General features: G+C 68.2%; 22 protein-coding genes. 10 read left to right on the forward strand and 12 right to left on the reverse strand.

Going from position 1 to position 23,602, the window contains the following annotated elements; translation table 11 throughout:
* Window positions 1-57 precede the first annotated feature (57 nt).
* The 4 genes from MVA01S_RS14160 to MVA01S_RS14175 all read right to left on the reverse strand — a co-directional run bounded on the left by MVA01S_RS14160 (window position 58) and on the right by MVA01S_RS14175 (window position 3,297).
* Window positions 58-582 (reverse strand): methylated-DNA--[protein]-cysteine S-methyltransferase, encoded by a 525-nt coding sequence (locus MVA01S_RS14160; protein ID WP_003933466.1) that lies wholly within the window; start codon window positions 580-582, stop codon window positions 58-60.
* Window positions 558-2,048, reverse strand: a complete 1,491-nt coding sequence (locus MVA01S_RS14165; protein WP_003933465.1) for a DNA-3-methyladenine glycosylase 2 family protein — start codon at window positions 2,046-2,048, stop codon at window positions 558-560. Before MVA01S_RS14165 ends, MVA01S_RS14160 begins: the two co-directional genes overlap by 25 nt.
* Window positions 2,049-2,126: 78 nt before the next feature.
* Window positions 2,127-2,723: a TetR/AcrR family transcriptional regulator gene (locus tag MVA01S_RS14170; RefSeq protein ID WP_003933464.1), complete on the reverse strand. Its 597-nt coding sequence runs from the start codon at window positions 2,721-2,723 to the stop codon at window positions 2,127-2,129.
* Window positions 2,716-3,297, reverse strand: a complete 582-nt coding sequence (locus MVA01S_RS14175) for a hypothetical protein (RefSeq protein ID WP_003933463.1) — start codon at window positions 3,295-3,297, stop codon at window positions 2,716-2,718. The genes MVA01S_RS14170 and MVA01S_RS14175 overlap by 8 nt, the downstream gene beginning before the upstream one ends.
* Before the next feature lie 138 nt (window positions 3,298-3,435).
* On the opposite strand from MVA01S_RS14175, the gene MVA01S_RS14180 reads away from it, so the two are divergent.
* The 3 genes from MVA01S_RS14180 to MVA01S_RS14190 are packed head-to-tail and all read left to right on the forward strand — an operon-like array spanning window position 3,436 to window position 5,929.
* Window positions 3,436-4,809, forward strand: a complete 1,374-nt coding sequence (locus MVA01S_RS14180; protein WP_040543035.1) for an aromatic ring-hydroxylating oxygenase subunit alpha — start codon at window positions 3,436-3,438, stop codon at window positions 4,807-4,809.
* Complete coding sequence (locus MVA01S_RS14185) at window positions 4,806-5,267, forward strand: hypothetical protein (RefSeq protein ID WP_003933461.1); 462 nt, start codon at window positions 4,806-4,808, stop codon at window positions 5,265-5,267. The genes MVA01S_RS14180 and MVA01S_RS14185 overlap by 4 nt, the downstream gene beginning before the upstream one ends.
* Before the next feature lie 29 nt (window positions 5,268-5,296).
* Entirely contained in the window at window positions 5,297-5,929 is a 633-nt protein-coding gene (locus MVA01S_RS14190) for a carboxymuconolactone decarboxylase family protein (RefSeq protein WP_040543040.1), read from the forward strand.
* Window positions 5,930-5,936: 7 nt separating this feature from the next.
* Here MVA01S_RS14190 and MVA01S_RS14195 read toward each other — a convergent pair whose 3' ends face one another.
* From MVA01S_RS14195 to MVA01S_RS14210, 4 genes are all read right to left on the reverse strand, one after another.
* Window positions 5,937-6,869 (reverse strand): LysR family transcriptional regulator, encoded by a 933-nt coding sequence (locus MVA01S_RS14195; protein ID WP_003933459.1) that lies wholly within the window; start codon window positions 6,867-6,869, stop codon window positions 5,937-5,939.
* Window positions 6,870-6,946: 77 nt separating this feature from the next.
* Entirely contained in the window at window positions 6,947-9,289 is a 2,343-nt protein-coding gene (locus MVA01S_RS14200) for a CoA transferase (RefSeq protein ID WP_003933458.1), read from the reverse strand.
* Window positions 9,290-9,293: 4 nt separating this feature from the next.
* Window positions 9,294-10,496, reverse strand: a complete 1,203-nt coding sequence (locus tag MVA01S_RS14205) for an acyl-CoA dehydrogenase family protein (protein WP_040543034.1) — start codon at window positions 10,494-10,496, stop codon at window positions 9,294-9,296.
* Window positions 10,497-10,498: 2 nt separating this feature from the next.
* Window positions 10,499-11,602, reverse strand: a complete 1,104-nt coding sequence (locus tag MVA01S_RS14210; RefSeq protein ID WP_003933456.1) for an acyl-CoA dehydrogenase family protein — start codon at window positions 11,600-11,602, stop codon at window positions 10,499-10,501.
* Window positions 11,603-11,825: 223 nt separating this feature from the next.
* Between MVA01S_RS14210 and MVA01S_RS14215 the strand changes: the two genes are divergently transcribed.
* Both MVA01S_RS14215 and MVA01S_RS14220 read left to right on the forward strand, forming a co-directional pair.
* Window positions 11,826-12,992 carry a thiolase family protein gene (locus MVA01S_RS14215; RefSeq protein ID WP_003933455.1) on the forward strand — a complete coding sequence of 389 codons (1,167 nt, stop codon included), beginning with the start codon at window positions 11,826-11,828 and terminating at the stop codon, window positions 12,990-12,992.
* A 19-nt stretch (window positions 12,993-13,011) separates the two neighbouring features.
* Complete coding sequence (locus MVA01S_RS14220; protein WP_003933454.1) at window positions 13,012-13,407, forward strand: Zn-ribbon domain-containing OB-fold protein; 396 nt, start codon at window positions 13,012-13,014, stop codon at window positions 13,405-13,407.
* On the opposite strand, the gene MVA01S_RS14225 is transcribed toward MVA01S_RS14220, so the two are convergent.
* Entirely contained in the window at window positions 13,404-15,014 is a 1,611-nt protein-coding gene (locus MVA01S_RS14225) for an adenylate/guanylate cyclase domain-containing protein (protein ID WP_003933453.1), read from the reverse strand. The genes MVA01S_RS14220 and MVA01S_RS14225 overlap by 4 nt on opposite strands.
* A 47-nt stretch (window positions 15,015-15,061) precedes the next feature.
* Here MVA01S_RS14225 and nucS point away from each other — a divergent pair, with 47 nt between their 5' ends.
* Together nucS and MVA01S_RS14235 are read left to right on the forward strand one after the other, a co-directional pair.
* The gene (gene nucS / locus MVA01S_RS14230) at window positions 15,062-15,733 is read left to right on the forward strand and encodes an endonuclease NucS (protein WP_003933452.1); all 672 of its coding nucleotides are present in this window, start codon (window positions 15,062-15,064) and stop codon (window positions 15,731-15,733) included.
* 16 nt (window positions 15,734-15,749) lie between these two features.
* Window positions 15,750-16,040 carry an Rv1322 family protein gene (locus MVA01S_RS14235; protein WP_003933451.1) on the forward strand — a complete coding sequence of 97 codons (291 nt, stop codon included), beginning with the start codon at window positions 15,750-15,752 and terminating at the stop codon, window positions 16,038-16,040.
* 11 nt (window positions 16,041-16,051) lie between these two features.
* Here MVA01S_RS14235 and mce read toward each other — a convergent pair whose 3' ends face one another.
* Window positions 16,052-16,534, reverse strand: coding sequence for a methylmalonyl-CoA epimerase (mce, locus tag MVA01S_RS14240; protein ID WP_003933450.1), 483 nt, complete (start codon window positions 16,532-16,534; stop codon window positions 16,052-16,054).
* A gap of 92 nt (window positions 16,535-16,626) precedes the next feature.
* Between mce and MVA01S_RS14245 the strand changes: the two genes are divergently transcribed.
* Genes MVA01S_RS14245 through MVA01S_RS14255 form a run of 3 tightly spaced genes read left to right on the forward strand, consistent with a single transcriptional unit; the run spans window position 16,627 to window position 19,177 of the window.
* Entirely contained in the window at window positions 16,627-17,832 is a 1,206-nt protein-coding gene (locus MVA01S_RS14245) for an acetyl-CoA C-acetyltransferase (RefSeq protein ID WP_003933449.1), read from the forward strand.
* Between the two features lie 54 nt (window positions 17,833-17,886).
* Window positions 17,887-18,270, forward strand: coding sequence for a DUF3817 domain-containing protein (locus MVA01S_RS14250; RefSeq protein WP_003933448.1), 384 nt, complete (start codon window positions 17,887-17,889; stop codon window positions 18,268-18,270).
* Window positions 18,271-18,283: 13 nt separating this feature from the next.
* Window positions 18,284-19,177 carry a tetratricopeptide repeat protein gene (locus tag MVA01S_RS14255; protein WP_040543033.1) on the forward strand — a complete coding sequence of 298 codons (894 nt, stop codon included), beginning with the start codon at window positions 18,284-18,286 and terminating at the stop codon, window positions 19,175-19,177.
* Window positions 19,178-19,252: 75 nt separating this feature from the next.
* Here the strand turns inward: MVA01S_RS14255 and glgB are convergent, their stop codons facing one another.
* Together glgB and MVA01S_RS14265 are read right to left on the reverse strand one after the other, a co-directional pair.
* On the reverse strand, window positions 19,253-21,472 hold the full coding sequence (glgB, locus tag MVA01S_RS14260) for a 1,4-alpha-glucan branching protein GlgB (RefSeq protein WP_003933446.1): 2,220 nt from the start codon (window positions 21,470-21,472) through the stop codon (window positions 19,253-19,255).
* Between the two features lie 4 nt (window positions 21,473-21,476).
* Window positions 21,477-23,567, reverse strand: a complete 2,091-nt coding sequence (locus MVA01S_RS14265; RefSeq protein ID WP_003933445.1) for an alpha-1,4-glucan--maltose-1-phosphate maltosyltransferase — start codon at window positions 23,565-23,567, stop codon at window positions 21,477-21,479.
* Window positions 23,568-23,602: the final 35 nt, after the last annotated feature.

The following is a 23,602-nucleotide window of genomic DNA, read 5'->3' on the forward strand; positions in this document are numbered from 1 at the left end:
GACCTGTACCCCCCAATTCTATTGGGGGGTACAGGCATTTGTGCGTCCGTTTGTTTTTCAATCGAACAGGGTGGGAATTGCCGGCGCATTACTACGCTCCATTCCCAACAATTGTTTCTTCCGGTGCAATCCACCGCCATATCCGGTCAAATTCCCATTGGCGCCGATGACACGGTGGCACGGCACGATGATCCCTATCGGATTGTGGCCGTTGGCCAATCCGACCGCACGTGATGCGCCGGGCGCGCCGATCTGCCGGGCGATCTCTCCATAGGACCGCGTCTGGCCGTAGGGGATTGTCAGTAGTGCTGCCCAGACCCGACGCTGAAAGTCGGTGCCGACCAGGTTGAGATCCAGATCGAAATCCCGGCGTTCGCCGCTGAAATACTCCGTCAGCTGGGTGACCGCGTCGGCGAACGCGTGCTCGTCGGGCTTCCAACCGGCGCGGTCGGGCTCGTAGGTCTGGTCCACCATCCTGAGATGCTGCAATCGTCCTCGGGTGCCGGCGAGGGTCAGCGGCCCGACCGGGCTGTCGACCGTCCGGTAGTGCACGGTGGTCACGATGTCTCCTTCGGTGGCCATTGGTTGACGGCGTGGTCGAGCGCAGTCCACAGATGCTGGGTGGCATAGGAGCGCCAGGGCTGCCAGCGCCTGCTGTGTTCGGCGAGTCCGCGCGGTGTCTCCGGCAGGCCTAGTTGTCGAGCCGCGGCGATCACGCCGAGATCCGTGCCGGGAAACGCGTCGGGATCGCCGAGACCGCGCATCGCGATCATCTCCGTCGACCACGGCCCGATACCGGGCAGCCCGAGCAGTTGCGCGCGCGCTGCCTCCCGGTCACAGCCGGCGTCGAGCGTGACGGTGCCGTCGGCGAGTGCGGAGACCAGGGCATGCAGGGTCCGTTGTCGCACTTTCGGGAACGCCAGATGCCGGGGGTCGATCTCCGAAAGCTCGGCCACGGACGGGAACACATGGGTGAGGTTCCCTTCGGGATCGTCGATCGGGAGACCGTAGGCCCGGCAGAGCCGACCGGCGTGGGTACGCGCGGCAGCCACCGACACCTGCTGGCCGAGGATCACCCGCACCGCCAGTTCGTGTTCGTCCACGGTCCTCGGGATGCGCTGGCCCGGCTGCTTGGCGACCAGCGCGGCAAGTCTGTCGTCAGCGCTGAGCGCGGCGACGACGGCCTCCGGGTCGGCATCGAGGTCGAGCAGGCGCCGGCAGCGCGCGATCGCGGCCGCCAGGTCGCGAAAGTCGTCGATGACCAGGCGGCATCCGACGTGGTCGGGATGGGGCGTCAGACTCACCACGCCGCGGCCGTGCGGTAACCGCAGAGTTCTGCGGTATGTCCCGTTCCGGACTTCCTCCACACCCGGAACGGCGGAGGCGGCCAGGTGCCCGAAGACGCCTTCAAACGCGAACGGCGCCCGGACCGGGAGCCGCAGCGACAGTACGCTCGTCCCTCCGTCACCGTCACCGTCCCGCCGTGTCCTGGCGCGGCGCCGCAGCATCGTGGGCGTCAGCGCGCAGACCGCACGCACGGTGTCGTTGAACTGCCGGATGCTGGAGAATCCAGCCGCGAAAGCGGCGTCGGTGAACGGCATCTCGGTCGTCTCGATCAGTACCCGGGCCATCTGGGTGCGCTGCGCCCGGGCCAGCGCCAGCGGACTGGCACCCAGCTCAGCATTGGTGAGCCGTTCCAGTTGCCGCACGGTGTAGCCCAACCGGGCGGCCAGGCCGCCGACGCCTTCGCGGTCGACCGTCCCGTCGGCGATCAGCCGCATGGCGCGGGCGACGACGTCACCGCGCACATTCCACTCGGGAGACCCCGGCGATGCGTCGGGCCTGCACCGCTTGCACGCCCGGAAGCCGGCCCGCTGCGCGGCGGCCGCGGTCGGGTAGAACCGCATGTTGCGGGCGTACGGCGGCCGGACCGGGCAGCTGGGCCTGCAGTAGATCCCGGTGGTGAGCACCGCCGTGACGAACCAGCCGTCGAACCGGGCGTCCTTGGACTGGACGGCCCGGTAGCAGCGGTCGAAATCGGTGTGCACGCATCGACGATGGCATGCGGGCGGCGCCGGAACTAGCGGAAAAACGACATCGTCGTCGCTGGGGCCCGCGCGGGTCCGCTAGGGAGTCTGGACACTCGACATGACCAGCTGCAGATACGGGCGGTAAAGGTCTTCACCGTCGATGTGACTGTCGAGGGTGATGCCGTTGTTGGCGGCCAGGACGACGCGGGCGAGGGTCTCGGCCTCGATGGTCAGGGTGCCCCCGATGCGGGCGACGTTCTTGCTGATGAACTCGCCGAGCGCGCGGATCGTCTCGCGTCGCTGAGCGGCCACGGCCTCCCGTGCGTCAGGGTTGCGCAACAGGTACAGCGTGAGTTCGTGGCCCAGCGCCGCCCGGTCGGCCCCGCTGCTCAATTCGCGCCACCGCGCCGCGAGTTCGTCGATATCCACGTCGCTGAGGCGGTGAAAGGACATCATCACCTCGGCGAAACCGTCCAGGAACTGTTGACGCTGGCGGTCCACGACCGCGAGGAACAGTTTTTCCTTGGCGCCGAACTGGGAGTAGATGGCGCCGCGGGTGAAGCCCGCGGCCTCGGCGATCTCCTCCAGCGCGGCTCCGGTCAAACCCTTGCGGGCGAAGACCTCCTCGGCGGCATCGAGAAGGATCTGACGGGTGTGTTCGGTCCGGCGCTCCTTGGTCCAGCGTTCAGCCACCCGGCCATCCTCCCACCACTGTCGATGATCGCGACCCGACCGGATTCGCGAACGCTTCGGTGTCCGCGGCGGAGTCGGCCCAGAAATGCTCGCACTGCAGGACATCGGCATCGGGGCCGACGTCCAGACCGGCGCTGTGCAGCGCGTGTGCCTTGAACGCCCGTGCCGCCGCACTGAGCGGGTGTGCGAGCGGTTGAAGACCGCAGGTCGAGGCGCCGGGGCCGGGGTGGTCCCAGCGCAGCAGTCGTGCACCCGTGTTCGGCTCCCGGTCCGGTCCGAACCCGCCGAGCCGCGACACCGTGGTTCGGTGCTCCCGCCCCTGCGCATGCTGCTGCTCGTCGGCGTCTCGGGGTGCCTGGGTCTGGACACCGAGAATCGCCAGTGCTCGCGGGTGAGCGGCGTCGTCGGTGACGACTACGACGCGCCAACCGGCGCGGGCGCGGTCGAACATCAGGCCGCCGGCGTGCTGGATCGCGTCCCGGACACTGTCGGTGATCACGTCGAGGCGGTAGTGGTCCACGAGAGGCTCCTCTGTGCGCACCGACAGCGGCGTGCCGCCGGACTCAAGATTCATAGTTGTATCTGAGATACATCACTGTATAAGGTGAGGACCGTCACACCAAGCGGACAACGTCGGCGAGGTCACGACGAGTATCGGGGCCCTCGCTCCGGTGTCGCGTCTCGCGGGTGACCGACGTCAGAGGAGGATCTGTTGAGGTCAGCAACACGTCCAGGAGAATGGGTGGACCCGGAGTCGGGTCTCGGGCTGGGTTTGGACGACGTCCAGGCCGGAACGTTCAACATGACCATTCCGACGGACCGGTACACCTGCCCGACGTACGCAGCCCGTGAGCGGGAAGCGATCTGGACGCGAACCTGGCAGATCGCGGGAAGGGCCGAGGATCTGCCCAAACCGGGCGACTGGAAGCGGTACGAGATCCTCGACCAGTCCTTCATCATCGTGCGCGGTAAGGACGAGAAGCTCCGCGGCTTCGTCAACGCGTGCCGCCACCGCGGAAATGCGCTGTGCACCACCGAGACCGGTAATGCCAAGCGCGGCTTCCTCTGCCAGTACCACCTGTGGTCCTACGATCTGGACGGCAGGTTGAAGGGGTTGCTGCGCGAAAATCTCGCCGGACCGATCGACAAGACGGAGAACTCGCTACTGCAGGTCTCGGTCGACACCTTTGCCGGCTTCATCTTCCTGAATCCGGACCCGGAAGCGGCGCCGCTGCATGAGTATCTCGGCGACGACGTGGTCAGCCTGCTGGAGCCCTACAACATCGAGCAGTTCACCACCGTCATGGACGTCACCGAGGCCATCGAGTGCAACTGGAAGGTCGTCATGGACGCCTTCGAGGAGGGCTACCACATCAACGGCATCCATCCCCAGTTGCTGCAGGTGCTGCACATCAACCCGAAGACCGCGCGCTACCGGTTCTTCGAAAAGCACAGTGTGGCAATGGCTCCGTTCGAGGTGGTGGGGGCGGGAGTGCAGGACCAGGTGGCCGGCATCCTGGCGCTGCCCGAGACGTTCCCAGGCACCGTGGCGGTGATCCCGCGCTTCCAGGAACTGATCGCGCCCTACCAGGATGCGGACGGGAACGTGGACTTCCCTGACGGATTGACCGCCCGGGTCCTGCTGCAACAGGCCACCCGCGAGGTGCTGACCGGCATGGGCCTGGACGTCAGCGGTCTGACGGACAGCCAGATGGTCGACAACCAGGGCTGGGTGCTGTTCCCCAACTACTTCATGACCGTGCGGGCCGGCGAATGTCACGTGATCATGTCCATGCCGCACCCCGACGGGGACCCGAACCGGTGCATCTGGCATGTGGCGAGCTACATGTATGTGCCGCAGGAGTTCCGCGACGCGGTCCGCGCAGAGACGATCGTGGTGGATACGCCGGGCAGCCACAAGTACTTCGAGGCGCTGCAACAGGACTACGAACAGATGCCGCGCCAGCAGAAGGGGCTGCGCAACGATCGACTCGACCACATGTCGCTGGTCAAGGAGGAAGTGGTGATCGCACACTTCCACTCCGTGGTGGACCGCTACATGGCCGGCGCGGGAGTGACGGCATGAGCACGCTCGACGACGTGATCGGCGAGACCACCGGGCGCGCACACGCGGTCCTGGACTACAGCCGGACGATGAGCCGTCTGGTGAAAAGCGCCAAGGCGCCCGAGTTCTCGGCGCAGAGCTGGGGGCCGTTGGCCGACCTGGTCGCGGTCGACGACTTCGTCCGCATCGGCCCGTTCAAAGAGGTGATGAACTGGCCCGAGTACGTCGAATTCCTGACCGGTTGGGCGAAGTCCTCGGAGTGGGACTGCTCGTTCAAGCGCATCAGCGAGGCAGGTGACGGCGTGTTCCTCGAACTCGAGGAACACAGCCGGATCGGCGATTTCAGCAGTGTGGTCAACAGTGCCTCGGTCTACGAGTTCAACGCCGAGGGCAAGATCACCTACATCGCGGTGTATCTGCAGATGCAATTGCCCGATTCCGCGCCGATGCCCAGCTTCGACGCCGGGCAGGCCGAGTGACGGACCGGTCGACGTCCGCCCGGATCGACATGAACTCCACTGACGGGGATGCACCGCTGCTCGCTCCGCTGACCGCCGAGGAGTGGGGCGATGACGAGTACGCCGCGTTCGGCGCGCTTCTGGGTCTGCCGGGCGAGAAGGTCCCGCGGGCCGGCTCAGGCCACGCCGCGGACCCGCTCAACTTCGACATCATCGGCCTGCTCGCCCGTCATCCGAAGATGGCGCGACGCTTCCTGACCTTCAACGGCTGGCTGTTGCAACGCGGCGAATTACCTTTGCGGCTGCGGGAATTGGTGATCCTGCGGCTCGCACACACCCGTCGGTCGGCCTTCTTCTGGGGCGAGCACAGCAAGGTCGCTCTGGAGGGCGGTGTGCCCGAGGCGGACATCGCCCGCATCGCGCGGGGCAATGACGAGTTCACCGGTGTCGATCGGCTGGTCCTCGAGGCCACCGACGAGTTCCTGCGTGAGGGCCGTGCCGGAGAACCGACGTGGCAGCGGCTGACCGACGGCATCGGAACCCACCAGGCGATGGAACTGATCTTCGTCGTCGGCACGTACACGATGTTGGCGATGGCCTTCGACACCTGGCGGTTGGCCCCGCCGGCCGGTAGCGCCCAGCTTCCTCAAGCGCCGCCGGCACCCGGGACCGCAGCCGGCTAACGGGTGCTCAGGCGCCCCGGTCCACGGGGCCGAGTCGGTCGGCGATCTGCTCGACTGTCAGTTCGACCTCGGCCAGCCGTGACTGGACCCGGTCGGGCACCCACGCGAGGCCGATTTCGGCCGGTGCCCAGGTGCTTTCGTCGACCGGGATCAACTTGAACTCCGGTGGCGAGAAGATCTTGCCGATGAACGAGTCGGGGGCGTAGCTGACCACGGCCACGAGGTGCCGGTTGAACACCTGGGTGGCCATCTCGACCTCCCCGCCACGCTGGTTGGTGGTGCGCACGATCCGGTGGACGCCCTTGCGGTTGAGCCGCCGCGTCAGGCCCGCCAGCACCACCGGGTTGGGTCGGGCGAAGTCGATGGCGACGTCGCGGTCGCGCAATTCCTCGATCGACACCGATTCTCTGGCTGCCAGCGGGTCGTCGAAGCGCACGGCGATTCCGCCCTGATACCTGGCCACCACCTTGTGCCGGAGTCGCTTGTCGGTGGCGGGCAGGTGGATCAGCCCGACCTCGCTCTGCCCGGCGATCAACTTGGCGGTGACCTCGGCGGCCGAGCCCGGGACGCTGAACTCGGTCGGTCCCGGCAGGCTCGCGAGGACGGTCTCCAGCTCGCCCAGGAGATCGGACGGCGCATACGCGGTCGCGCTGACCCGGATCGGCGCGAGCCCCTGCACGCCCTGCGTGGCCACGGCCTTGAAGTCCTCGACCTGCCGCAGGATCTCCCGGGCCGGACCCACCAGCCGTTCGCCGAGGGGGCTGAGCCGCACTTCGTGGTAACCGCGCTCGAAGAGCGGCCCGCCGAGCTCCTTCTCCAGCAGTTTGATCTGCTTGCTCAGCGGCGGCGGCGTGATCATCAACTTGTCGGCGGCACGCTTGAAGTGCAGCTCGTCGGCGACAGCCACGAAGTACCTGAGCCTGGTGAAGTCGATGTCCATTCCTGCCGCACTCGAACGTGGTGGCCGTGCCCACCGCGGATATGGAGGAATGCTACGAGATCGCCGTGGCGATCCCGTCACGGTCGGGCGGCAGCCTCCACCTCCGGGGTCTCCAGCACCCCGCGCGCGTGCAGCTCGGCGATCTGCTCAGAGTCCAGTCCGAGCAGCTCCGCGGCGATCTCGGCGGTCTGCTCGCCCAGCAACGGAGCCTGGCCCAGCGGCGGGTCGGCAACGTGATCGCAGTGGATCTGCACGTTCTCCATCATGAACGGCGCTGCCCCGTACGGGTGCAGCTCCTCCCGGAACGCGCGCCGCTGCTCGTAGTAGCCCCAGCCCGGAATCTCCTCGGCGTGCAGCACTGCACCCGCGGGCACGCCGGCGGCCTGGAGCAGTTCCATCGCCTCGGTGCGGGAGCGCTGCGCGGTCCACGCCCGCACGGCGGCGTCGATGGATCGGCCGTCCCCGGCGGTGAACCCGATGACGTCGGCCAGCGCATGAAGGTCGGCCTCGTCGCGCACGGTGACCGTCACCCACTGGTCCTCGCCCGCGGACGGGTACAGCCCCCACGGTGCGTCCGGCATCCGCGGCTCGGTGCGCGTATGCCCGGCCCGCTGCAGCGCCTCGGCGGCGATGTCGGCGGCGAGGTGGCTGAGCATCACCTCGGCCTGCGAGATGCTCGCCGCGCCGCCGGTGCCGGTGCGCTCTCGCCGCAGCAGCAGCGCCAGAGCAGCCAGGGTGCCGATCCGGGCCGCGACGTGGTCGGGGTAGACGGTCACGGTGTCGCAGAACGTCTCGGACTCGCCCGGGTACACCCAGAGATTGGTGAACCCGACGGCGGCCCGCACCAACGGTCCGTAGCCGAGCCGTTCGGCCCACGGGCCGGTGGGGCCGAACGCGGAGCTGTCGACCACCACGATGCCCGGGTTGATCTCCCGCAGCGTCGCGTGGTCCATGCCGAGTGCCTCGGCGACCCCCGGCTTGAAGTTGGACAGCACGACGTCGCACTGCTGCACCAGACGGTGGGCGAGGTCTCGGCCTTCGGCCGATCGCAGGTCGATGCCGATCGACCTCTTGTTGCGGTGGCCCGCCGCGAACGGCTGCGTCATCGACGTCAACCTGCCGACCCGCAGGCCGTCCGGGTGCGCGGAGTGTTCGATCTTGACGACGTCGGCGCCGAGGTCGCCGAACAACCGCCCGGTGTCGGCGCCGACCACGATCACGCCCAGATCCAGCACGCGGATGCCTTCCAGCGGCAGCCCCTGGCCCCGGCGCTGCCGGGTGGAAAGGACGGGCGCGGTGCCGAGACGGTCGCTGCCGGTGGCCGGGGTGTCCGGCGCGCTCGCCCGGTGCCCGTCGATCTCGCTGACGCCGACCGGTACCGGGGCGGGCACGCCCGGGGCCAGCTCCACGTCGCGGAAGAAGCCGCGCGCGGTGAAGTGATCGGCGTTGAGCGCCTCCGACAGAGTCAGCACCGCCGCGGTGGGCACACCGTGGGCCTGGCCCGCGCGCTCCAGCTCGGCGCGGGTCTTGTCGGCACAGAAACTCTCGATCGCCTCCAGCAGGTGCGGTGAGTGGAACCGTTTGCCGAGCTTGTCGTAGGACGGGTCGGCGAACTCTTCGGGGCTGCCCATCAACGCGAACATGCCGTGCCACTGGCGCTTCGACAGGATGCAGATGCGGACGTGGCCGTCCTTGCACGCGATGATGGGGTAACGCTGCCGCTCGGCGTCCCAGTTCCGCTGCTGAGCGCTCAGCGCCACCCCGGCCGACGCGCTGCCGGCCGTGCCGAACGGCGGATCGAGGGTCTGCATCGCGCCGTCGAGCACCGAGAAATCGATGAGATCGCCTTCGCCGGTGCGCAACCGGTCCAGGAACAGGCTGAGCGTCATCACCGCGGCCTGCGCGGCGGCGACCTGATAGGGCAGGTCCGCCGGCGGGATCAAGGGCTCCCGCCCGGGGATGCCGGACCGCGACAGCTCACTCGAAAGGGCGTGCAGCACAGGGCCGGTGGCCTGCCAGCCGCAGTACTCGTTGTCCCGCCCGAAGTCGCTGATCGACAGGATCACCAGCGCCGGGTGCGCGGCCCTGATGTCGCGTACAGCCAGCGTCGCCTCGGCGGGGGAGCCGGGGCGGGTGTTCTCGATCAGGATGTCGGCGTCGGCCAGCAGCGCGGTGAACTGGTCATGTCCGGCGGCGGTGGCGGGATCAAGGTCGGCGGTGGCCATTCCGTGCCGGTTGATCGCGGTCTGCACGTCGATCGAGTCGATGTGCGGCCCGACCGGTTCCTCGCCGGTCACCCCGCGCAGGCGCAGAACCGTCACCTCGGCGCCCAGGTCGGCGAACAGGCGGGCGACGGCCGTCATCGGACCGGTGCTCAGATCCAGAATCCGAACACCGGAAAGCGGTGGGTCGTAGCTCATGTGATCAGTTCTTCCGGATCTCGCGGAACGGGATGTCACGGTCGACCTCGGGCTCCTTGGGCAGCCCGAGCACGCGCTCGCCGATGATGTTGCGCTGGATCTGGTCGGTGCCGCCGCCGATCGAGGTGAAGAACGCGTTGAGCGTCAGGAAGTTCACCTCGTCGGCCTCGGCGTTGTCCGGCCCGGCCAGCAGCGCCTCGGCGCCGATGATGTCGGTCTTCAGCCGGGCCTCGGTGTGCAGGATGCGCGATGTCGCCAGCTTGCCCAGCGACATGACCGGGCTGGCGGTGCCCTGCTTGGCCTCGGCCTTGGCACGGGCGTTGTTGAGGCCGTTCAGTTCTCGCAGCGCCAGCACATCGGCCAGTGACCGGCGGATCGCGGCGTCGTCCAGCTTGCCGTGTGCGCGGGCCATCTCGACCAGGCTGTTTCCGCGGGACTGCTTGCGGTGCAGGCTGGTTCCGGAACCCATGATGGACCGCTCGTAGGCCAGCGCGGTCTGCAGCACCCGCCAGCCGTTGCCGACGCCACCGACCACGTAGGCGTCGGGCACCTTGGCGTCGGTGATGAACACCTCGTTGAAATGCGAGTCGCCGGTGATCTGCACCAGCGGCCGAATCTCGATGCCCGGCTGGTTCATCGGCACGATGAAGAAGGTGATGCCCTTGTGTTTGGGCACATCCCAGTCGGTCCGCGCGATCAGCAGCGCGTACTGGGAGGTCTGGGCGCCCGAGGTCCACACCTTCTGGCCGTTGATGATCCACTGGTCGCCGTCGCGCACCGCGGTGGTGCGCACACCGGCCAGGTCCGAACCGGCGCCCGGCTCGCTGTAGAGCAGGCAGGTGCGCGACTTCTCGGTCAGGAACTCGTGCAGCAGATCGGATTTGAGCTGATCGGTGCCGAATGCCAGCGTGGTGTTGGCCGGGATGCTGAACTTGTCCTGGCAGGCGCCGGGGGCGCGGACCGCCCGGAATTCCTCGGCGATCACCTTGGCCAGCTTGTTCGGGTAGGCCCGGCCGTACCACTGCCTCGGGTAGGTGGGTGCGCCGTAACCGGCCGCGACGACCTTGTCCAGCCAGGCGATCCGCTCGGGCGTGCTGACCCACGGGTCATCGGACTTGGGCAGCGTGACACCGGTCCAGTTCCGGGCCAGCCATTCGCGGACCTCGGTGCGCAGTTCGTCGGCGCTGGGCAGATCGACTTCGCTCATGGTCATGCGCCTTTCGACAGCAGGTAGCGTTCGCGGTGCAGTCCGGAATCGCCGAACAGTTGCAGGCCGGAGCGGGCCCGGCGGACGTACAGGTGGCAGGGGTGTTCCCAGGTGAAGCCGATGCCGCCGTGCATCTGCACCGCGGCCATGGTGGTCTTGACGTAGGCCTCGGCGCAGGCGAACCCGGCCAGCGCCACGGCGCCGTCGCGGGCCTCGGCGGTGGTGTCTTCATCGGCGAACTGCGCCGCGGCGTTCTGGGCGGCGGAGGTGGCGGACTCGACCTCCAGCAGCAGGTCGGCGGCCATGTGCTTGAGCGCCTGGAAGCTGCCGATCGCCCGGCCGAACTGGATCCGGGTCTTGAGGTAGTCGACGGTCATGTCGAAGATCCGCCGGGTACCGCCGACCTGCTCACCGGCCGAGGCGATCACGGTGTAGTCCAGCGCGTCCTTGACGGCTTCCCAGCCTGCGCTGCCGAGCCGGCGGGCAGGGGTGTCCGCGAACGTGAACGTCGAGAGGCGCACCGTCGGGTCGAACACCGTCACTGCCGCGCGGTCGAAACCCGCTGCGTCCGTTTCCACCTCGAACACACCGATGTCGTCGCCGGTCCGGGCGACGACGAGCACCAGATCGGCGACCTGCCCCCAGGTGACGTAATGCGCGGTGCCGGTGAGGGTTCCGTCGGTTCCGGCACGCACATCGACTCCCTCGGGCGTCCACGTGCCGGCCGGTCCGGTCAGCGCGACCGTGCCGATCGACGTGCCGTCGGCGAGCGCGGGCAGCAGTCGTTGCCTGTCCTCGTCCGATCCCGCTGCGTTGATCAGCGCGACGGTCAGCACGGCACTGGAGATGAACGGCGCGGGCAGCAGGGCGGTCCCGGTCTCCTCGGCGACAGCCTCAAGCTCGAGGGCGCCGAAACCGAGCCCTCCGAACTCAGGGTCGACGAGCATGCCCAGCACACCCTGGTCGGCCAGGCGTCCCCACAGCTCGCGATCGAAGCCGTCGTCGGACTCCATCACCCGCCGTACGTCTGCCTCGGTGCACTTGTCGGCCAACAGCTCGCCGACCGCGGTGCGCAGTTCTGCGCGCTCGGCCACACTGATCGTCATCGTCAACCGCCTCTCCTGGCTTGCCACCCCATGCTCGGTGGCGGCGGGCCCCGTGTAAATCACGAATCCGGACACCGGCTGATTTCCCGTTGGGACATGCCCTCGGGCGACAGGTTTCCCAACCGCGCACGTGCCGGTGAGCTGTTCGGTCGTTTACAGCGCCCGAGCGGCCCGAACACAATCGGTGCCACGACATTGCGGTCCGACAAGGAGCACACGACGCATGAGCGATCCCACGGCGGCCATCGCCGGCCTCGGCATCACCGAGCAGGGCAAGGTGTACGGCCCGACGGCGCGGCAGTTCGCGGCCGAGGCGGTGCGCCGCGCAGCCGCCGACGCCGGACTCCAGATGTCCGACATCGACGGCCTGATCGTCTCCGGTGGGATCAAGGCCCGCGTCGGTATCGAGCTGCAGAACACGCTGGGCCTGGTCGACCTGAAGTTGCTCACCGCGATGCAGGGGTTCGGTTCCACCGCCGCGCAGATGGTCCAGTACGCGTCGATGGCCGTGCAGTCCGGCATGGCGAGCACCGTGGCGATCGTGTGGGCCGACGCGCCGCTGAAGGAGAAGTCGCGCTCGTCGGCGGCGTACTCGGGGGCGAGGTCGCTGCCGCGGGGCTTCGACGGGATCACCGCGTCCAACGGCATCATGTCGCCGACCACGATGTACGCGCTGGCGGCCCGCAGACACATGAAGACCTACGGCACCACCTCGGATCAGTTGGGCCACATCGCCGTCGCGCAACGCGCCTGGGCGCAGTTCAACCCCATCGCGCAGTTCTGCGGGACGCCGTTGACGCTGCAGGAGTACCACGACAGCCGCTACATCGCCGAACCGTTCCACCTGTACGACTGCTGCCTGGTGAGCAACGGCGGGGTGGCGGTCATCGTGACGTCGCTGGAGCGGGCCCGCGCGCTGCGGCAGCCGCCGGTGCGCGTGCTGGGCTGGGCGCAGGCACACCCGGGCCGGGCCGGTATCCGCAACGACGACTTCGGTCTGGTCAGCGGCGCGGCCCAGTCGGGTCCGGCGGCGCTGAAGATGGCCCGGACCACGCTCGACGAGATCGGGGTCGCCCAGATCTATGACTGCTACACGTTCACCGCGCTGCTGACCCTGGAGGACTACGGATTCTTCCCCAAGGGCGAGGCCGGTCCCGCGATGGCCGAGCCCGGCATGATCGGCCCGGGCGGGCGAGTGAAGTTCAACACCGGCGGTGGGGAACTGAGTTCGTTCTACATGTGGGGGATGACGCCGCTGCACGAAGCCGTGGTGCAGGCGCGCGGGCAGGGCGGCGGGCGTCAGGTCGACGACCACGACCGCGTGCTGGTCTCCGGCAACGGCGGCATCCTCGACTACCACTCGACCCTGGTGCTGGGCACCGACAACTGAGCAAGGAGCGCGACTTCACATGCCCGTCTTCCCCATTGAGCGCGATGCCGCCTCGGCGGAGTTCCTGGACGGCACCAGGCGCGGCGAGTTCCTGCTCGTCCGCGACACCGAGACCGGGGAGATCCTGCCGCCCCAGTTCGACGTCTCCGGGCAACCTGAGCGCTACACCCGGGTGCCCGCCGCGGGCACCGGAACGGTGGTCAGCTGGTCGGTGGTGCACCAACGGGGTTTCGACGGCCAGGTGCACATGCTGCCGGTCGGCATCGTCGAGCTCGACGAGGGCCCGTGGTGGTGGACGTCGTTTCCGGGAGCCGACCCGCAGGCCGACCTGTTCGGGGTGCGGGTGAAGGTCGCCTTCGAACTGCTCGGTGACGGCGATGCCGCCGAGGCGATCCCGTACTTCGAGGTGGCCTAGAGTCCACCGGCCGGGGTCGCCAGCTGTGTCGGCTGATCGTGGCCGCGCAGCGTGACCGTCTCGCCGAGCTGCCAGCGCGCGCGTTCGTCCTCGGTGGCGCCCGCCACCGTGTCGGCGGCGGCCACCACCAGATGCGGCTCGTTCTTGGCCAATTCGCACAGCCGGGCGGCCTCGTTGACCGGCTCGCCGATGACCGTGTACTCGAATCGCTCCTTGGCGCCGACGTTTCCGGCCACCACCTGACCGGCGGCCACGCCGATGCCCGCCCGCAGTTCCGGGATTTCTTCGCGCAGCCGCCGCGCCATGGCACGTGCGGCACTCAACGCCTCGGTCTCGGCGTTGTCCAGCGAGACGGGTGCGCCGAACACTGCGAGCACCGCATCGCCTTCGAACTTGTTCACCAGTCCGTGGTGGTTGTCGACTTCTTCGACGACGACGTCGAAGAACCGGTTGAGCAGTTCGACGACCTCGACCGCGGGCCTGCTCGTGACGAGCTGGGTGGACCCGATGATGTCGATGAAGATGACCGCCGCGTGGCGTTCCTCGCCACCGAGCTCGATGCGCTGTTTCTCCGCGGCCAGCGCGACTTCGCGGCCCACGTGGCGGCCGAACAGGTCACGCACCCGTTCGCGTTCGCGCAGGCCGTGCACCATCGAGTTGAAACCGCGCTGGAGCTCGCCGAGTTCGGTGCCGTCGAACACCACCAGGTTGCAGTCCAGATCGCCCTCCTCGACCTGTTTGAGCGCCGAGCGCACCACCCGGACCGGGGTGGCGATGAGCCACGACAGCAGCCACATCAGGACCAGTCCGAAGACCAGAGCGACGATGGCGATGATCATCACCGCCACCGCGAACTGGGTCGAGCTGAGATTCTTCAGGGACAGCGAGAAGACCGCGAGCAACAGGATGCCCAGCACGGGCACTCCGGAGCTGAGCAGCCACACCGTCATGGTTCTGCCCATGACACCGTGGGCCAGCCGGCGCGGCGGCCGGCCGGCCTCGAGCGCCTGGGCGGCGATCGGCCGCAGCGCGAACTCGGTGATCATGTAGCACGCCGTGGCGACCACGATGCCCGGGAAACCCACCGCGAACAGGAACCGCGGGATGAACGCGGTGTCCTGCAGGCCGTACAGCAGCGTCAGCAGGAAAGTGCCGACGCCCCACAGGAACAGCAGCTTCTGCGCCACCCGCGCCGGGGCCAGGAACACGTTGCGCTGATCGGCGCCGGTCGGGCGGCGCTCCTCGATAGCCCAGCGCAGTGAACCGACGGTGCGCGAGGTGATCCACGCCGTGCCGAGGATCAGCGCGAGCACCATGAAGGCGGGGGTGACACCGAAGGTCAACCACGCCGGCGCGTCGGAGAAGACGCTCGGCACCGGGATGGCGACCGTGTTGAGCAACAGCGACACCGCGATGCCCAGGATGTTGGTGAGCAGGATGAAGACCGTCAAGATCACCTGAATGCGGATGCGGCGGCGGGCCTGGCTCTCCTCGGGCTTGCCCAACAACCAGGAGCCGTAGTCCGGCGTGCCCAGCCGTCCGCTCTGCCGCGTCACCCGCTCCAGCACCCGGCCCAACCGATACGGCACGCTCTTGGTCGCGTTCATTGTGGCGTCAGCCTAGTGACCCGGTGGCCGCCATCTATGGTGGTTCGGTGCGCCTCGTCATCGCCCAGTGCACCGTCGACTACGTCGGAAGACTCACTGCCCACCTGCCTTCGGCCCGTCGGCTGTTGTTGTTCAAGGCCGACGGCTCGGTCAGCGTGCATGCCGACGACCGTGCCTACAAGCCCCTGAACTGGATGTCTCCGCCCTGCTGGATCGTCGAGCAGCCCGACGGCGAGACCCCGGTGTGGGTGGTGGAGAACAAGGCCGGCGAGCAGTTGCGCATCACGGTGGAGGGGATCGAGCACGATTCCAGCCACGAGCTCGGCGTCGATCCGGGATTGGTGAAAGACGGCGTGGAGGCCCATCTGCAGGCGCTGCTGGCCGAGCACGTCGAACTGCTCGGAGCCGGATACACGTTGGTGCGCCGCGAATACATGACCCCGATCGGACCGGTGGACCTGCTGTGCCGGGACGAGCAGGGGCGCTCGGTGGCGGTGGAGATCAAACGACGCGGCGAGATCGACGGCGTCGAGCAACTCACCCGCTACCTGGATCTGCTCAACCGGGACTCGCTGCTGGCGCCGGTGGCCGGGGTGTTCGCCGCGCAGCAGATCAAGCCGCAGGCCCGCACGCTCGCGACTGATCGCGGAATCCGTTGTGTGACTCTGGATTACGACAAGATGCGGGGCATGGACAGCGACGAGTTCCGACTCTTCTGATGAGTGGTTGGCGCTGATGGGTAAGCGGCGCGCGCCGCGCAGGCCCGCACCCGTGCGCGATCCGTTGCCGGGGCCGCGACGGATCGAGCCCGGCGCCGATGGCACCGACTACGAGGTCCGTCCGGTGCCCGCCGCGCGCGCGGTCAAGGTTTACCGGTGCCCGGGGTGCGACCACGAGATCAGGCCCGCCACAGCACACCTCGTGGTGTGGCCGGACGGTTCCGACGGTGTCGACGACCGGCGGCACTGGCACACCTCGTGTTGGGCGCACCGCCGCACGCGCGGGCCGACGCGTCGCTGGTCGTAGTGCCCGCGTGCTTAGTGTTCGGCGTCCTCGCCCGAAGCCGGCTCCACGAGCTCGATGAGCACGCCACCGCCGTCTTTCGGGTGGATGAAGTTGATCCGTGAGTTCGCGGTGCCGCGGCGGGGGGCGTCGTAGATCAACCGCACGCCCTGCTCGCGCAGACGTTCGCTGAGCGCATCGATGTCGCTGACCCGGTAGGCGAATTGCTGCAGCCCCGGGCCGCGCTTGTCGAGGAACTTCGCGATCGTCGAGCTGTCGTCGACGGGAGACATCAGCTGCACCTGCGGGCTGCCGACCGGGGCGCCGCGCACCGACAGCATCGCCTCGCGGATGCCCTGCTCCTCGTTGACCTCTTCGTGCAGCACGATCATGCCGAGATGGTCGTGGTACCACTTGATCGCGGCGTCCAGATCGGGCACGGCGATGCCGACATGGTCGATTCCGGTCACCAGCGCAGTGGCCAGTGCCGGACGGGCGTCAGTCTGCTCGGCGGTCATAACGCAAAGGTAACCTAACAAGATCAGTTTCGAATAGCTTGTGCGCGCGTATAGCCTCTTTGCAGCCGTCTGAAACAAGTCTGGAGGTCGTCATGACGACATCGGTAATCGTTGCTGGAGCCCGTACGCCGGTAGGCAAACTCATGGGTTCGCTCAAGGACTTCAAGGGCAGCGATCTCGGTGCCGTGGCGATCAAGGGCGCCCTGGAGAAGGCCTTCCCCGGCGTCGACGACCCTGCTCGTCTCGTCGAGTACGTGATCATGGGCCAGGTGCTCTCCGCCGGCGCCGGCCAGATGCCCGCCCGCCAGGCCGCCGTCGCCGCCGGCATCCCGTGGGACGTCGCCTCGCTGACGATCAACAAGATGTGCCTGTCGGGCATCGACGCGATCGCGCTCGCCGACCAGCTCATCCGCGCGGGCGAGTTCGACGTCGTCGTCGCCGGCGGTCAGGAGTCGATGAGCCAGGCACCGCACCTGCTGGTCAACAGCCGGTCGGGATACAAGTACGGCGACGTCACCGCGGTCGACCACATGGCTTACGACGGCCTGCACGACGTCTTCACCGACCAGCCGATGGGCGCCCTGACCGAGCAGCGCAACGACGTCGACCAGTTCACCCGGGCCCAGCAGGACGAGTACGCGGCGGCGTCGCATCAGAAGGCCGCCCGGGCGTGGAAGGACGGGGTGTTCGCCGACGAGGTCGTGCCGGTCGAGATCCCGCAGCGCAAGGGTGACCCGATCGAGTTCACCGAGGACGAGGGCATCCGCGCCGACACCACCGCCGAGTCGCTCGGCGGCCTGCGTCCCGCGTTCCGCAAGGACGGCACCATCACCGCCGGGTCGGCGTCCCAGATCTCCGACGGGGCGTGCGCGGTGGTCGTGATGAACAAGGCGAAGGCCGAGGAGCTGGGGTTGACCTGGCTGTGCGAGATCGGTGCCCACGGTGTGGTCGCCGGCCCGGACTCCACGCTGCAGAGCCAGCCCGCCAACGCGATCAAGAAGGCCGTCGCCAAGGAAGGCATCTCTCTGGACCAGGTCGACGTCATCGAGATCAACGAGGCATTCGCGGCCGTCGCGCTCGCCTCGACCAGGGAACTCGGGCTGGACGAGGCCGCGGTCGCCGAGAAGGTCAACACCAACGGCGGTGCGATCGCCATCGGACATCCGATCGGGATGTCGGGCGCCCGCATCACGCTGCACGCGGCTCTGGAGCTCGCGCGCCGGGGCTCCGGCTACGCGGTGGCCGCGCTCTGCGGCGCGGGCGGACAGGGCGATGCGCTGATCCTGCGCCGTCCCTGACGCCGGGCGCTCGTCAACGACACGTTGTAGTAGCCGGTCGGCCGGTCGGGCACAATGGCCGGTATGACTAGCGCATACGACCTCCGCACCGCGGCGGGCTGGTTCCGGTTGATCGCGTTCGCCGAAGCGGTCAGCTGGGTCGGTCTGCTGATGGGGATGTACTTCAAGTACCTGCATTCCGCGCCGACCGAGATCGGGGTGAAGGTGTTCGGCCCCGCGCACGGAGCCGTCTTCGTCGCGTTCGGTGCGGCCGCGTTGGTCGTCGGGATCCTCAACAAGTGGGGCATCGGAACCTGGTTGCTGGCGTTGCTGGGCAGCATTGTGCCGCTGGGCAGTGTGATCTTCCTCATATGGGCTGATCGCAGCGGTCGGCTGGGGTCCCAGCCGGTCTCGGCGGAGCTGGGTCGACCGGGGGCATCGGTACCCGAATCGACGTGACAAAATTGTTCACGTGACACGACCTGGACCCCGAATCTCGCCTGCGCTGGCGGGAGCTGTCGACCTGTCGGCGCTCAAGCAACGTCCCGCCGCCGCGTCCGGCACGCCGGGCGCAACCCCCGGCGGCGTGGAGATCACCGAAGCCAACCTCGAAGCCGAGGTGCTCGTCCGCTCCACCGAGGTACCCGTGGTGGTGCTGCTGTGGTCCCCCCGCAGCGACTCCAGTGTCCAGCTCGGCGAGGCGCTGGCGGCACTCGCCGCCGCCGACGGCGGGAAGTGGGCGTACACGACGGTCAACGTCGACACGACCGCACGGGTGGCGCAGATGTTCGGTGTCCAGGCCGTGCCGACGGTCGTCGCCCTGGCCGGCGGTAGGCCGCTGTCCAGTTTCGAGGGCATGCAGCCGCCCGAGCAGCTGCGGCGCTGGATCGACTCGCTGCTCGACGCGACGGCCGGAAAGCTCGCCGGCGGCGCCGAATCCGAGGGCGAGGAGACCGTCGACCCCGAGGTCGAACAGGCCCGCGCGTATCTCGACGCCGGCGACTTCGACGCCGCGCGCAGTGCCTATCAGGCGATCCTCGACGCCAACCCGGCCCATCCCGAGGCTCAGGGCGCGGTGCGCCAGATCGCCTTCCTGCAGCGGGCGACGACCCACCCCCGGGATGCGATTGCCCTCGCCGACGCGTCACCGCAGGACATCGACGCCGCCTTCGCGGCCGCCGACGTCGAGATCATGCAGCAGGACATCGCCGCGGCGTTCGCGCGGCTGACCGCCCTGGTGAAGCGCACGGCGGGCGATGACCGCACGAGGGTGCGTACGCGGCTGATCGAGCTCTTCGAGTTGTTCGATCCGGCCGACCCGGAGGTCGTCGCCGGTCGGCGCAACCTCGCCAACGCCCTCTACTGATACCGGCGAAACCGCATTCCACGCGGTCCCGGCTCCGGATTGGGCGCGTGGAATGCGATTTCGCCGAAAAGTCGGTCAGGGTGCCTCGGGCTCGAACCACAGCGCGGACAGCGGCGGCAACACCATCACCGCGGACGCCGGCCGGCCGTGCCACGGTTCGTCGGTGGCCTCGACCGCTCCGTAGTTGCCGATGCCCGATCCGTGATAGCTGTCGGAATCGGTGTTGAGCACCTCGCGCCACGTCCCGGCGTGCGGCAGGCCCAGCCGGTAGCGGGCATGCTCGGAACCCGAGAAGTTGAACACGCAGGCCATCATCGACCCGTCGTCACCGAACCGCAGGAAGCTGAGCACGTTGTTCGCCGAGTCATTCGCGTCGATCCACGAGTAGCCCTCGGGCTGGGAGTCCCGTGACCACAGCGCGCGCCGGTTGCGGTAGATGGCGTTGGCGTCGGTGAGCATGCGCAGGATGCCGTCGGAGAAGCCCTGCTCGTCGAGCTGGAACCAGTCCACCCCGCGTTCCTCGGACCATTCGGCGCGCTGACCGAACTCCTGCCCCATGAACAACAGCTGCTTGCCCGGGTGGGCCCACTGGTAGGCGAGCAGACTGCGGATGCCCGCGGCCTTCATGTGGTCGTCGCCCGGCATCCGGCCCCACAGCGTGCCCTTGCCGTGCACCACCTCGTCGTGACTGATGGGCAGCACGAAGTTCTCACTGAACGCGTACAGCAGTGAGAACGTCAGCTCGTGGTGGTGGTAGCTGCGGTGGATCGGGTCGCGCTTGATGAACTCCAGCGTGTCGTTCATCCAGCCCATGTTCCACTTCATCGAAAAGCCAAGTCCGCCAAGGTTGGTCGCGCGGGTGACGCCCGGCCACGAGGTGGACTCCTCGGCAATGGTCACGATGCCGGGGCTGATCTTGTGCACGGTGGCGTTCATCTCCTGCAGGAACTGCACCGCTTCGAGGTTCTCCCGGCCGCCATAGATGTTGGGGGTCCAACCGCCCTCGGGTCGCGAGTAGTCCAGGTAGAGCATCGACGCGACGGCGTCGACCCGCAGTCCGTCGATGTGGTACTCCTGCAGCCAGTACAGCGCGTTGGCCACCAGGAAGTTGCGCACCTCGGCCCTGCCGAAGTCGAACACGTAGGTGCCCCAGTCCAACTGCTCGCCCCGTCGGGGATCGCCGTGCTCGTAGAGCGCGGTGCCGTCGAAACGGCCCAGGGCCCACGCGTCCTTGGGGAAGTGGGCGGGCACCCAGTCCACGATCACGCCGATCCCGGCCCGGTGCAGGGTGTCGACAAGATGGCGGAACTCGTCAGGCGAGCCGAAGCGTGACGACGGCGCGTAGTACGACGTGACCTGGTAGCCCCACGACCCGCCGAACGGGTGCTCGGCCACCGGCAGCATCTCGACGTGGGTGAAGCCGTGCTCGACGAGGTAGTCGGTGAGCTGCTCGGCCAGTTCGGTGTAGCTCAGGCCCGGTCGCCAGGAACCCAGGTGCACCTCGTAGGTGCTCATCGGCTCGAAGACCGGGTTACGCAGCGCGCGCCCGCTCATCCATTCGTCGTCGCTCCAGGTGTAGTCGCTCTCGAACACCCGGGACGCGGTCTGCGGCGGCACCTCGGTGGCGAACGCCATCGGGTCGGCGCGGTCGGTCACCGCGCCGTCGGCGCCGTGCACCCGGAACTTGTAGAGTCCGCCCTCGGGGAATCCGGGCCAGAACAGTTCCCACACGCCGCTGGAGCCGAGCACCCGCATCTGGGCTTCGTTGCCCCAGTGGTTGAAATCGCCCGTCACGCTGACGCCCTTGGCGTTGGGCGCCCACACGGCGAACGACACGCCGTCGACCTCGCCGTCGGCGGTGGTGAAGCTGCGCGGGTGCGCGCCCAGGATCTCCCACAGCCGCTCGTGCCGGCCCTCGGCGAACAGGTGCAGGTCCACCTCACCCAGCGTGGGCAGGAACCGGTAGGCGTCGGCGACGGTGTGCACGAACGCCGACTCGTCCTCGGAGTACTTGATCTGGAACCGATAGTCGATCAGGTCGGTGAACGGCACCGCGACGGCGAACAGGCCGGATTCGATGTGCTGCAACGGATACCGGTTCCCGCCGATGAGCGCGACGACCTCGACCGCATGCGGGCGGTAGGCGCGGATCACCGTATGGTTGCCGTACTCGTGGGCGCCCAGGATCGAGTGCGGGTCGTGATGCTCCCCGGCCAGCAGCCGGTTCAGGTCGGCGGTGTGCGGCCGCAGGTGCGGGCTGTCGACCTGGTTCTCCAGATTGGACGCGTTGGTCATGTCGTCACTCCCTACGCAGAAGGTTGGCTCGTTGATCGGCGGGAACCTGCGGCATGTTGAACACGTGCGCCACGGCCCGTGCCGGATCCAGGCGCACGTAATTGGCCTGGCCCCACTGGTATTCCTCGCCGGAGATCTCGTCGCGTACCCAGTAGCGGTCCTGTTGCTCCATTCCCAGCGCTTGCATGTCCAGCCACAGCGTTCCCTCTTCCGGGCCGAACGGGTTGATGGTGACCACCACGAGCACCTGATCGCCCGACACCGGGTCGAACTTGCTGTACGCCAGCAGCGCGTCGTTGTCGATGTGGTGGAACGTGATCGTCCGCGACTCCTGCAGCGCGGGATGGAGGCGACGGATCTCGTTGAGCCGGGCGATGAACGGCTCCAAGGATTCACCGTCGGCCACCGCGGCCTCGAAGTCACGGGGCCGCAACTCGTACTTCTCGGAGTTCAGGTACTCCTCGCTGCCCTCGCGCACGGCGCGGTGCTCGAACAGCTCGAACCCCGAGTACATCCCCCATGTGGGGCTCATCGTCGAGGCGAGAACCGCCCGGATCGCGAACATTCCGGGACCGCCGTGCTGCAGGCTCTCGTGCAGGATGTCGGGGGTGTTCACCCACAGGCTCTGCCTGCAGTAGTCGGCGTGTTCGGCGATGGATTCGCCGAACTCGGTCAGCTCCCACTTGGCCGTGCGCCAGGTGAAATACGTGTAGGACTGCGTGTACCCGAGCTTGGCCAGGCCGAACAACCGCGCCGGACGGGTGAACGCCTCGGCGAGGAAGAGCACGTCGGGGTCGACGTTCTTCACCTCGCCGATCAGCCAGGCCCAGAAGTTCGGCGGCTTGGTGTGCGGATTGTCGACCCGAAAGACCTTGACCCCGTGCGACACCCAGTACAACACCACCCGCAGGACCTCTTCGTAGAGGCCGGTGGGATCGTTGTCGAAGTTCAGCGGATAGATGTCCTGGTACTTCTTCGGCGGATTCTCCGCGTAGGCGATGGTGCCGTCGGGCAGCACGGTGAACCACTCCGGGTGCTCCCGGGCCCACGGGTGGTCCGGCGCGCACTGCAGTGCCAGGTCCAGGGCCACCTCGAGGCCCTCGTCGCGCGCGGCGCCGACGAACTCGTCGAAGTCCTCGATGGTGCCCAGATCCGGGTGCACGGCGTCGTGCCCGCCCTCGTCGCTGCCGATCGCCCACGGGGACCCGACATCGCCGGGGGCGGCGGTGACGCTGTTGTTGCGGCCCTTGCGGTGCACCTTGCCGATGGGGTGGATCGGAGGCAGGTACACGATGTCGAAGTTCATCCTGGCCACCCGCGGCAGCGCCTTGGTGGCGGTGGCGAATGTGCCGTGCACGGGGTTGCCCGCGCTGTCCCAGCCGCCGGTGGAGCGCGGGAAGAACTCGTACCAGGAACTGAACCGGGCCAACGGACGGTCGACCCAGATGCCGTACTGCCTGCCCCGGGTGACGAATTCGCGCAGCGGATACTCGTCGAGCAGCGCGGTGAGGTCGGGCGCCAACGCCGCCCCGGCCCGGTAGAACGGGTCGCCCGGCTCGCGCAACCTGGCGGCCGCCTCGGCCAGCGGGAAACGGTCCTGCCGGGGCACGCCGGTGGCGGCGCGTTCCAGCAGTCGTGCGCCGACCTGCAGGTCGTTGTCGAGTTCGCCTTCGCTCTGGCCGGCTTCGAGTTTCGCGGTCACGTTCTTGCGCCACGTCGCCAGCGGGTTGCCCCACCCGTCCACGCGGAACGTCCACAGTCCCACCTCGCCCGGGACGAACTGTCCGTGGAACACGTCGGGAGTGCGCCCGGTGTGCATCGGAAGGGCCTGCGGTCGCACTCGCGGAGACGGGTTGACCACCTCGTCGATCGGCACCGCCTCGGCGGGCCGCACCCGCCCCGGGGGCTCGTCGGCCAGCGGGGGATAAGTGGTCCCGTGGTAGCGGACCACCAGCGTCGCGTCCACCGCGTCGTGGCCCTCCCGCCAGACGGTGGCCGTCACCGGGACCACCTCACCGACGACCGCTTTGGCCGGGAAGCGTCCTTCCGACACCACGGGCTGGACGTCATCGATCTCGATACGACCGGCGGTCACGCGATCACTCCCTGGCACTCCCTAAAGTTTCGATC

Origin of the sequence: Mycolicibacterium vaccae NBRC 14118 = CIP 105934 (assembly GCF_001552715.1) — a bacterium.
In the GTDB taxonomy this organism is placed as follows: Bacteria; Actinomycetota; Actinomycetes; order Mycobacteriales; family Mycobacteriaceae; genus Mycobacterium; species Mycobacterium vaccae.